General features: G+C 63.3%; 12 protein-coding genes. 5 read left to right on the top strand and 7 right to left on the bottom strand.

Annotated features, from left to right (window positions below):
- Positions 1 to 79 precede the first annotated feature (79 nt).
- From AC5P8D_RS09630 to AC5P8D_RS09600, 7 genes are all read right to left on the bottom strand, one after another.
- On the bottom strand, positions 80 to 412 hold the full coding sequence (locus AC5P8D_RS09630) for a hypothetical protein (RefSeq protein ID WP_495203269.1): 333 nt from the start codon (positions 410 to 412) through the stop codon (positions 80 to 82).
- Positions 412 to 2331, bottom strand: a complete 1920-nt coding sequence (locus tag AC5P8D_RS09625) for a phage terminase large subunit family protein (RefSeq protein WP_495203268.1) — start codon at positions 2329 to 2331, stop codon at positions 412 to 414. Before AC5P8D_RS09625 ends, AC5P8D_RS09630 begins: the two co-directional genes overlap by 1 nt.
- Complete coding sequence (locus AC5P8D_RS09620) at positions 2328 to 2972, bottom strand: hypothetical protein (RefSeq protein ID WP_478429496.1); 645 nt, start codon at positions 2970 to 2972, stop codon at positions 2328 to 2330. The genes AC5P8D_RS09625 and AC5P8D_RS09620 overlap by 4 nt, the downstream gene beginning before the upstream one ends.
- 341 nt (positions 2973 to 3313) lie before the next feature.
- Positions 3314 to 5707 carry a DUF5906 domain-containing protein gene (locus AC5P8D_RS09615; RefSeq protein WP_495203267.1) on the bottom strand — a complete coding sequence of 798 codons (2394 nt, stop codon included), beginning with the start codon at positions 5705 to 5707 and terminating at the stop codon, positions 3314 to 3316.
- Between the two features lie 428 nt (positions 5708 to 6135).
- Positions 6136 to 6486, bottom strand: coding sequence for a hypothetical protein (locus AC5P8D_RS09610; RefSeq protein ID WP_305730415.1), 351 nt, complete (start codon positions 6484 to 6486; stop codon positions 6136 to 6138).
- 176 nt (positions 6487 to 6662) lie between these two features.
- Positions 6663 to 6854: a hypothetical protein gene (locus AC5P8D_RS09605; protein ID WP_495203266.1), complete on the bottom strand. Its 192-nt coding sequence runs from the start codon at positions 6852 to 6854 to the stop codon at positions 6663 to 6665.
- Between the two features lie 51 nt (positions 6855 to 6905).
- A complete protein-coding gene (locus AC5P8D_RS09600) occupies positions 6906 to 7184 on the bottom strand; it encodes a transcriptional regulator (protein ID WP_154348793.1) in 279 nt (92 codons plus the stop codon).
- A gap of 85 nt (positions 7185 to 7269) precedes the next feature.
- On the opposite strand from AC5P8D_RS09600, the gene AC5P8D_RS09595 reads away from it, so the two are divergent.
- The 5 genes from AC5P8D_RS09595 (at position 7270) to AC5P8D_RS09575 (ending at position 9267) form a co-directional block, all read left to right on the top strand.
- A complete protein-coding gene (locus AC5P8D_RS09595; protein ID WP_495203265.1) occupies positions 7270 to 7770 on the top strand; it encodes a helix-turn-helix domain-containing protein in 501 nt (166 codons plus the stop codon).
- An 82-nt stretch (positions 7771 to 7852) separates the two neighbouring features.
- Positions 7853 to 8026 carry a hypothetical protein gene (locus AC5P8D_RS09590; RefSeq protein ID WP_154348791.1) on the top strand — a complete coding sequence of 58 codons (174 nt, stop codon included), beginning with the start codon at positions 7853 to 7855 and terminating at the stop codon, positions 8024 to 8026.
- Positions 8023 to 8490, top strand: a complete 468-nt coding sequence (locus AC5P8D_RS09585) for a hypothetical protein (protein ID WP_154348790.1) — start codon at positions 8023 to 8025, stop codon at positions 8488 to 8490. Before AC5P8D_RS09590 ends, AC5P8D_RS09585 begins: the two co-directional genes overlap by 4 nt.
- Positions 8491 to 8872: 382 nt before the next feature.
- Positions 8873 to 9121 carry a hypothetical protein gene (locus tag AC5P8D_RS09580; RefSeq protein ID WP_495203264.1) on the top strand — a complete coding sequence of 83 codons (249 nt, stop codon included), beginning with the start codon at positions 8873 to 8875 and terminating at the stop codon, positions 9119 to 9121.
- The gene (locus AC5P8D_RS09575; protein WP_495203263.1) at positions 9118 to 9267 is read left to right on the top strand and encodes a hypothetical protein; all 150 of its coding nucleotides are present in this window, start codon (positions 9118 to 9120) and stop codon (positions 9265 to 9267) included. Before AC5P8D_RS09580 ends, AC5P8D_RS09575 begins: the two co-directional genes overlap by 4 nt.
- The last annotated feature ends 36 nt before the right edge of the window (positions 9268 to 9303 follow it).

Raw genomic sequence — 9303 nt, 5'->3', positions numbered from 1 at the left:
AGGCACCCGACTGTCTACGTTCTAGGCAAACTCGTGGACAGTGGTAGTCGCAACTCACTGATCTACAAGGACAGAAAAACTATTTTGTCTCCGCTTTTGTCAAAGTCGTGGACAGTTGCTTTTTCGTGGCCCTTGGTAGCCCTCCCGGGAACAGTCCGTGGAGCTTCGCCCGGGAAAGGTCAAACTTGGACATGACCTGTTTCACGGGAATCCCAGCTACCAGTGCGGCTCTTATTTCAGCCATCGGATACTCCCGAGGCGCCGCAGGGAAATATGGTCGCTCACCGGCAAAGCACTGCATCACCGATTCAACGAACGGCAGCGCCATGCGTTCGCTGATTCCGATATCGGCCCGCATTGCGGCCAGGATCCGCTCCTTCAGCTCTTCCGCTGACTCGGTACGTTTTGCCATTACAGCGCCCACCCATCTCGTGCCAGTCCACTGCTACGCGGCCGGACCTGTTGCGTTCCACGCGAAACAGTCTTCGCCTCGACTTCCACAGGCGCCGCCTCTGTTTCACGGGAATCCGTGCTGTTCACGGTCAGCAGCAAGCGGGCTTCCAACACGTCCCAGTCTGCACGCGTGTAGCGATGCAGGCGGACCTCCGGGTGGTGCGCGGCAGCATAGGCGTAGACCCAAGTGTCCAGCGGCTCGTTACGCGTAACCCTCTTCTCGAATCGGTTCTTCACCGGGTTGTAGACCTCCGACACCAAACCGGGGAAGTACTCATCCGGCAGCTCATCGCTGAAGTGCACCAGGCGCGATTCGACGGCGCGCTCCGCATCGGCAGAGAGACGGCTATACAGATAGTGCTTCGCAGCCACAGTGCCGACGTGGTGAATGGTGATGCCACGCTTGTCCGTTTTGCCGTTCCAGGTCACGTCAGCCAGCTTGCCCTTCGACAGCACCGGGGCATTGTTCGGCACGGCGCCGAAAATACACATGGGCCGGGTGACACGCCGCTTGCGAACGTAGTTCTTAACCGCCTCGGTGCGGTGGCCGCCGGCATCGATAGCAACGGCCATCGGGCGCAGAAGTGCACCATCCGCTCGCTCGATAGCGCGGTTAAGCAGATCCGTCAGCGCAACCCACACGGCATCCTCTGCGGGATCGCCTTGCAGTTCCACATAGTCGAGGGTCCACGCGGTCATGCCACGCCCCCAGCCAATGGTGTGGACCGCCAAGCGGCCATCCTGGGTATCGACACCCACTGTTACCGCCAGCACCCCGAGGGGAGCCAAGCGCAGGGCGTAGGGCTCGGCGCGATCCTTGATCACGTTGTGTTTGACCGCGCGCATCGACGGGTCTTCCCACGTCTCGGCCAGCCGGTCATTCACGAAGGTCTTGAGGGAGGCAGGATCACCCTGTGCCTCCAGCCACTCCTTCACCAGGTCCAACCAGCGCGGCCCGAGGCCAAACTGGTAGTACAGGCAATTGATGGTGTAGCCGCGAATCGGCGAGTCCGGGTTCGCCGCCACCCAGCGCCCGTTGGCAATCATATCGGTCTTGAAGTGTTCCTCGATGGCGACGCCGCACTCGCAACAGGCGTACCACGCGTGGCTCTTGTCGGGCGACCACACCAGGCCACTCCACTGCAGCGCCTGGTAATGGCCACAGTGGGGGCACGGCACGTGATAGCGGCGCTGGTCGCTCTTGTCGTACAGCTTCGCGATCCGGCTGAGTCCGGCGATGCCAGGCGTGCTGATGTACTGGCGCTTGTAGGTGGTCGGGAAGGACGACGTGCGGCCGTCCAACATCTTCACCGGATCGTCGCCGGTGGAGAGCTGCTGCGGCGCCTCATCGATCTCATCCACCTGCAGGTACTTCACCGTCGAGGACTTCAGGCGTTGCGGGCTGCCCATGTGCTCCACGAACAGCTGGCCGCCGGCGAAGTCCTTGAACGTGCGCTGGTTCGCGCTGTCCCGGCTGGCAGTGCTGGTCAGCGCCTTCTTGACCGCTGCGCACACCTCGATCATCGGGTTGAGCTTCTGGGCGATCCACTTGTTCATGGACACCTCACCCGGTAGCGCGTACATCATCGGGCCCGGCGCATAGTCCATCCAGTAGGCCATGGCATTGGTCGCCAGCTGGCTCTTGCCGAACTGGATCGGGAACATGCAGACCTGGTCATGCACCGGGCTGCGGGCGGACATGTTGTCCATCGGCTCACGCAGTGGCGGGTTGCGGTCCGTCACCCAGCGCCCGGGCTTGCTGCCGCTCTTGGTGGACAGGCGCATGTGTTCATCGCACCACTGCGACACGCTCATGGGCCGCCGCGGCTGCAGCGAGCGCGCCAGCACCGACGCCAGGCAGCTCTGTGCCTCCATCATTCCGCAGCCTCCGCTGCCTTGGCCGCCAACGTGCGGAAGCCCTGGCTGAGTTCTTCCAGGGCATGACTCACCTCATCCCAGACCAGCCGCCGGCAACCGGCCTCATCCAGCGTTGCGGCGAGCTGCGGCGCCAGCGTGTCGGCCAGACGCTCCATCGCACCCCGGAACGTCGTCGCATGCTCAGCGAGGAATGCCTCCACGTCCGCGCGCGGCAGCAGCAGCCCCAGCTCCTTCTGCAGCGCGATGTGGGCCATGTGCGCGTCAGTCTCCGCCTTGTCGGCCAGCGCTTTCGCTTTGCGCGCGGAATCCGGGGTCTGCGGCCGACCAGCACGTGAGGGCCTGGCTTCGTCGTCGTCGCCGTCCTCTTCGTCGTCATCGATGTCGGCGTCGACGGCATTGACCCCATCCCCGCCCCCCACCAGCGCGCTGCCGCGCTCATCTGCGTGGCGCTGGGCGACACCGGCATAGACCGGGTCTGCGGTGCAAGCGTAAAGCTCCAGGGAGGCGGCCTTCAGGAATCCCTTGCCGCCCTCACCCACCACCACCCTTCCCTTCTTCCTCAGCTCGACCACGTAGGACGGCTTGCAGCCGATCAACGAGGCCAGCTCCTTGCCAGTGATCGTGACGTCTTCCTCAGCCATTGCTACCCCCTTCTCCATTTCCTTCGAAGATCGTTAAAGCGGAAAACGCGCGCGCGCGAGCATGTGCGGGCTGTGCGCTGGTGTGTGCGGGATGCGATAGCCGCTGAACCCGCGCGGCACAAGGCGTGTGCGGCGTGTGCGGGATGTGCGGTCACCCATATACGCACGCGAGCCGCACTGCGGCGTGGCGTTGCGAGACCCGTTCGCGCCCGCGCCCGCCCATGTAGGCCGATGCCCGCACGTCCCGCACACGCCCACTGCTGCAAGCGATTCACGGCAATTCAATGCCCGCACATCTGCCCGCACATCCCCCACACGCCGCACATTGATGGGCATATTGATCACACACGCCCCTTGTAGTCGGAGTACATGCGGCGGAATGACACCACCTGGTCGCCCAGCCATGCCGCCTCTGTCTTGCCGTCAGGCACTGTGCAATCGCCCAGCATCAGGAAACCATGCGGCCCGTTCACGGTCTGCTCGATCTGGTAGCGCTTCCGCGCCCGGTCGGGATGGATGATCTGGCGCTTGCGCACCAGCGCGTTGATGAACTTTGGTGACGGCGCCGGGCGTGGCATGCCTTCGCGTGCGCACCAGGCCTTGTAGACCTCGTACCATTCCTTCGACAGAGCCGGCATGGGTTTCAGCCCCGGAATGTCATCGCCGTAGAGCTCGTCCAGGAACCGCTGCGGGCTGTCCTGGCTCAGGCCGATCAGCTCTTCCTTCGCCTGCGTCATCGGCGGATTGGTGCCGTTGGTGAAGCCGGTCAGGTCAACCTGCAGCAGGTAGTGGTGGAGCGCTGCCGTCGCGCCGTTGCGGATGTCGGCCAGCACCTCGGCGTAAAACTCCAGGCTCAGCTTATCCGGGGTCCAGATCACGGCATGGCGGCGGTCATCCTCTTCCAGCACGACCGGCATCGCCTCGTTCGAGAGGAAGACCAGGTTGGCGTGGTTGTCTTCCTCGTAGGCCTGGATGTTCTTCGGGTTGATGCGGATGCGGTCACCCGTGATCAGCGCCTTGAGCTTGTTCTTGAGGTGGTAGACCTCGGTGCGTGCAACCACTTCGTCGGCCAGCAGGAACAGTTTGCGGCTTGCCCAGTCGTTGAACTTGTCTTCCAGGGCAGCCTGGTCAAGCACCCGGCCGTACTCACCGTAGAGCTTCATGTACTCATCGAAGAACATGTTCTTGCCGGTGCCCTGCGGACCATGGATGACGATGGTCGACTTCATCTTGGCGCCCGGATGCTGGAGCGGGTACGCAAGCCACTTGACCACCCAGTCGTACAGCGCCTTTTGGTTGGCCTCGTTACCGCACATGTGCCAGAGCAGCTGCAGTAGCCGGTCGCAGTTGCCCTCCTGCGGCACCGTCGGCCAGCCTGCGAAGAGATTGCAGGTCACGCCCGGCTTCTCGCCCGAGGGGTCGAAGTCGACCTCGCGGACACGCACGATGGACCGATCCGAATGCTCCATCCAGGCACGGTGCAGTTCCTTGCGCACGCAGGCATCGCGCATATCGCCCAAGGCAACCAGCATGTGCTCCTTGTGGTCGAACACCGTGCCGCCCTGCCCATAGACCAGCGCGAAGCGATCGAGCAGCTCGGTCAGCGAATGGATGGGGGTAAGGCGATCAGTCCCCTCGCCCCCGTCGCTGGTGATGGAAGGCGCGCGTTTTTCTGCCGGCACCCGCCAGGAGAGCTCCGTGAGACGGGCCTCGGCCTGCGCGCGCACGACGTGCAGGCCCTCCTGCGCGTGCAGATCGTTGAAGTCGCTGATCTTGCGGCCGGTGTCGATGAAGCGCTCGCGCCTGGCAGGCTCATCGGCGAATACCGGGTGCAGCACCGCGCCGCCCACGTCCAGCGCTGCGGCCTCGGCACCGAGCAGGCCGGCATTCGATGCGCCATGCGGCTGCGCGCACGATGGGCAGAACTGCGGATGCTCGGCCAGCACCAGACGGCTCTTGCAGTGCCGGCACTTCTGCAACACGTCGTCATCGGCGCAGAGCAGCATCTTGATGCCGCGATAGCGCTTCGCCAGGGCCGAGGCGACGGCCAGCATGTTGCCAGCATCGAACGCCACGGCCACCGGGTAGCCCGTCGCCATGTGCAGTGTGGCCGCCGTGGCATAGCCCTCGGCCACCAGCAGGATCCACTGAGGGCTTCCGCCGATCAGATGGAAGTGGCCCTTCTTGACCATCCCGGCCGGCCAGTATTCCTTGGCGGGCTTACGCGCTTCCGCCGCCAGCCTCGCGCTGCGCAACACCTGCAAGCCATGCACCTGGCCGTTGACGTCCAGCAGCGGAACCAGTGCGGCGCCCGTGGTGCCATAGCGCAGGCCGAAACCCTGCACGCCCTTGCTGACCAGGTAGTCGGCCTCGCCAACGGCGTTGGCCTTGGCCCAGGCCGACGACGCCCGTTCGGCCGCGCGCTTCGCTTGGTTCTGCCGAGCGGCCTCCGCCCTGCGCCGATCCTCGGCGAGCCGGTTGCGCAGCGCTTCGCGCTGTTCCTCGGAGAACGTCTTGTCGCGCTTGCGCAGATCAACCTTCGTTGCGCCGTTCTCGTTGCCGTGCCAGACACCGTACGTGCCTACGACCAGCACTTCGCCGGCCGAGGTGTTCAGTTCGTGGAGCGCGTACCAGCCGCGGCGCTCGCGCGAGCCTTCGACCCGGCAGCGGACCATGCGCCCGGTGGTGTCCAGTTCGGTGACCAGCAGGCCGGCGGACTGCAGCTGCTGCAGCACATCCCCATAGTTCTCAGACATTCAGTAGTTTCCCGAGCCGCTATCTACCCAGGAAATGCGCGTCCGAATACCCGCGTCCGTCAGGTCCAGGGAGGACCCATCGCTGGTATTGCGAATGGCTCGCAATGCCAAGGCGGATTCAGTAGCGCGGGCAGCACGCGGCGTTTCACAAGCCACCCGGGGGGATGGGGTCGAATCAATGCTTGCTTGGTACATCTGGATTCCCCAAAGGCAGACAGTGCTGCCGGTTGTCTTGCTGCTCTTGCCGCTGGCGGATGCGCTCTCGCTCTGCCAATGCTTCCTCGCCTATCAGCCCCGGCACTGCGTCGGTCAACGCAAGTGCAGCGATCTCCATGGCTTGCCGCGCTGAAGCGCTGGCCTGACCACACCGTCGATACTTGGATCGATGGGCGTGGTGAATTGCCACGTCAGTCCTCCGACCCCTGCTGTGCTGCCGCACGGCACGCGTTGCGCTCCAAGCGGTAGCAAAGCCTGCGCACCTCTCGCGACAGGTCCTGGAAACGATCAGCCTCGGGAACGGTCAAGCGATGGTCGGCCAAGGCATCGATGCCCGCACCAGCCAATGCCCCTGTCAGCTTGTGCAGCTCCAGCAGCTTTGCCCGGATCGCTGCCAGCTCGTCGGGCCAACCGCCCTCGGGCGGCGGCGGTACGTAATCCACCATCAGGTCGTATTGGCCTGCGAGGGAGCACACCCAGTCAGTGGCAATCTCCTGCGTACCGACAAATAGCTGCAGGTAGTCCGTCAGGATCTCGGCCATCTCCATAGAGACAGACTCACCATCGATTCCCCGGAGCTTCTTCCGCAGCGCCTCCGCCGATATCGACTTGCCTCGGCGTTTGCTGATGTGCGCTGCCGCATCCTGCAAGCCACCAGGTGCGCGTGCCACTGCATTGTGCAGAGCATCCCGCCAGTACAGGTCAGAGCGGAGGCAGGTCATGCTTCCCCCTGAAATACGCCATTGATCATCGTAGGAAGGTGGGTTGCGGTTGCTGCAACATTGGCGCCATGGCAGAGATCATCAGCTTCCCCCAACGCATGCGCTTCACGGCCATCCGCACCTACGACGTAAAGCGGGGCATCACCGACGTAATCGCAGTGCTTTTCGCTCCCGAGCGCCTTACGCATGTCGCGCCCAGGGGTCCTGGCCTCGGTCTATGCCCTCCGCAAGCGGAACGTTCATGGGCAGCCCTCCGGCCCGAAGACGTCACTGCGCAACTCGTGCCGTGAAACGCCGGTCAGCGACTCCACCCGGAGAACAAACTCAGAAGGGAGTACTCCGTTCTCACGGTTCAACCAAGCCCATACATGTCCCTGCCTGATTGGGCGCTCTCCCGTGCTCAAGGCGCGGGCGAGAGCTGTCTGCCCCCCCGCCACTTCGACGGCCCGGCGCAGGGCCTCACGCCCATTCGTACTTTCCACCGCGCGCCACTCGGCGCATGAGGTCTGAGTGTCCATGGCGCACACGATAAACAACCCAGGTTGTTCTCGTCAACAACCTAGGTTGTTTGATAAAAACAACCGTGGCTGTGAAGGTTCCAAGATGGACCTTGGCACCCGAATCAAGACAGCCCGAAAGCATGCCGGGCTCACCCAGCTTCAGCTTGGCAAGCTCGTTGGCTTGAGCCAGCAGATGATCCAGAAGCTTGAGTCAGGCAAGGCCGACGCAACCGTTTCCCTTCTGGACATTTGCATTGAGACCGGGGTCTCCCCCCGCTGGCTCGCACGCGACGAAGGCGAGATGCTGGATTCTCAGCCCCTGATACTCAATCCAGAGATCATCCGCCGCACGCATGAGGAGTTGGATTCGTACTACTCGCTGCTTGCAGGCAAGGAGTTTGATATCGAAGCCGATCCCGAACTCTTCGTGAAGGCTTATGAGTACCTGGCTAAGGAGGCGACTATTGTCGCGTCGGGCGAAAGGTTCGACTTCGCGCGTTGGTTGGCACGAGTTCTTAAGGGGGTGAGGGATGGAGCAACAAGCGAGGATGCTGGCACAGTTGATCGCGGAGCGAGCAGAGGCCGCGCCATCAAGGCGTCGTAGGCCTAGGGCTGTCTATCTAACTGGGGGATCGGGACATGACCTCCTACTGCGCCGGATTCGCTGGCTCACCAGGACATACGACTTGCAGTGGCTGGTTGATCAGGAGAGCGCTGATGAAACGAGCCTGTCCATTCTTTCGTCAAATCAGTTGCAGGAGCTGCTCGTGAAGCTCGAGCGCGCGCACCAGTGCATCGTGGAAGGAATCGGTTTCGATGAAGCGGGACTGGTCAAACCCATGATTGTGGAACCGCGATGAAGATCAGCCATCCAGTCGTCCTAGTCGGAGTTGTGGCTGCAGTTGCAGCTGCCGCTACTTGGATGCACCAAAGCCACAACATCCGTCCCAAGGACGATCCCACTCCACAGCTCTCCCATGGCAGTGAAGCAAGCACTACCAGCGGAGAAGCCTCGGCTCCTGTTGCGCAGCAACACTCTGCCGCACCAGTCACTCAGCCCAGCCCGGATGTGCAGGTTATCGCTACTGCTCAATCCTTGGTCAAGGACCGTCTGAAGGATCCCGAAAGCGCGCAGTTCCGGAATGTACGCCGGCTGCCAGACGGTGACGTTTGCGGCGAAGTGAACTCCAAGAACGGATTTGGTGGGTATGTCGGGTTTCAACACTTCTGGATCATTCGAGCCCAGTCAAGCCAGCCCGAGGTTCATCTGGGTATCGAGGCTATCGACGTGATCTGCAAGGCAAAAGAAGGAAAAACAACTTAGGTTGTTGCAGGCATACAACTAGAGTTGTATTGTTCGTTCCGCCAGCTCATCAGCTGGCGGGCGACCGGCGGGTCGCCACCCTGCCGGCCCCTCCCTGAACGGCAGTAGCCGCCCCCTCGGCCGTCGACCCGCCGGCGCCCTCCTTCGAACAGGAGCGCGCCATGTCTCATCGATACGCCGATCCAAGCCCCTGCCTGCTGCCCCTGTTGGCCGTAAAGGCCTTGCGGGCCGTGGCAGCACGCGATCACAGCACCGCCCGGACCCTGTGGGTTCGCAGTAAGGGCGAACACAGCCGCAACCAGCTGCGCCGCTCCCGGCGCATGGGCGTTGCCAGCCTCCGCCTGGAAGCCTGCTCGCGCGACATGTCTGCGGAGGTGCGGGCATGACTGCGCTTGCAGCGAAGAACCACCACCTGTGGTGCTTCAACTGTGATGAGAACAGCCCGGACGCTGAGAGCGCTGACGACTGCGAGGATCTCGCCGGGCGCGAGGGCTGGGTGCTTGGGATCGACATCGACGGCGGCGGTGGAGCGCACTACGCATGCGCCGACTGCGCCGAACTCCTGGATGAAGCGCTCCCTGTCAAAAGCCTGCGGGCGATGCGGCAAGAGATTGGCGGAGGTGCAGCATGAGCCGACGTCTCCGCCTCGCCTGGGCAGCTGTCGCGCTGTTGGCCGCGATTGTCGTACCTCTGCGCATCGCCGAGATCCACCAGGCGCACACAGACCGCGATGCGGCCAAGGCGCGCTGGACGCTCAGCACTTCGGTGAGGGGCTGAACATGCGACAGACCTCTCGCCCGCTCCCCGACTCCG

The organism is Stenotrophomonas sp. YJH_SMC_101-4 (genome assembly GCF_059370395.1).
This window is presented reverse-complemented; position numbering and strand designations above follow the sequence as displayed.

Coding starts and splice junctions, on each gene's coding strand:
- AC5P8D_RS09630 (WP_495203269.1), bottom strand. CDS start 412: ATGGCAAAACGTACCGAGTCAGCGGAAGAGCTGAAGGAGCGGATCCTG.
- AC5P8D_RS09625 (WP_495203268.1), bottom strand. CDS start 2,331: ATGATGGAGGCACAGAGCTGCCTGGCGTCGGTGCTGGCGCGCTCGCTG.
- AC5P8D_RS09620 (WP_478429496.1), bottom strand. CDS start 2,972: ATGGCTGAGGAAGACGTCACGATCACTGGCAAGGAGCTGGCCTCGTTG.
- AC5P8D_RS09610 (WP_305730415.1), bottom strand. CDS start 6,486: ATGGCCGAGATCCTGACGGACTACCTGCAGCTATTTGTCGGTACGCAG.
- AC5P8D_RS09605 (WP_495203266.1), bottom strand. CDS start 6,854: ATGCGTAAGGCGCTCGGGAGCGAAAAGCACTGCGATTACGTCGGTGAT.
- AC5P8D_RS09600 (WP_154348793.1), bottom strand. CDS start 7,184: ATGGACACTCAGACCTCATGCGCCGAGTGGCGCGCGGTGGAAAGTACG.
- AC5P8D_RS09595 (WP_495203265.1), top strand. CDS start 7,270: ATGGACCTTGGCACCCGAATCAAGACAGCCCGAAAGCATGCCGGGCTC.
- AC5P8D_RS09585 (WP_154348790.1), top strand. CDS start 8,023: ATGAAGATCAGCCATCCAGTCGTCCTAGTCGGAGTTGTGGCTGCAGTT.
- AC5P8D_RS09580 (WP_495203264.1), top strand. CDS start 8,873: ATGACTGCGCTTGCAGCGAAGAACCACCACCTGTGGTGCTTCAACTGT.
- AC5P8D_RS09575 (WP_495203263.1), top strand. CDS start 9,118: ATGAGCCGACGTCTCCGCCTCGCCTGGGCAGCTGTCGCGCTGTTGGCC.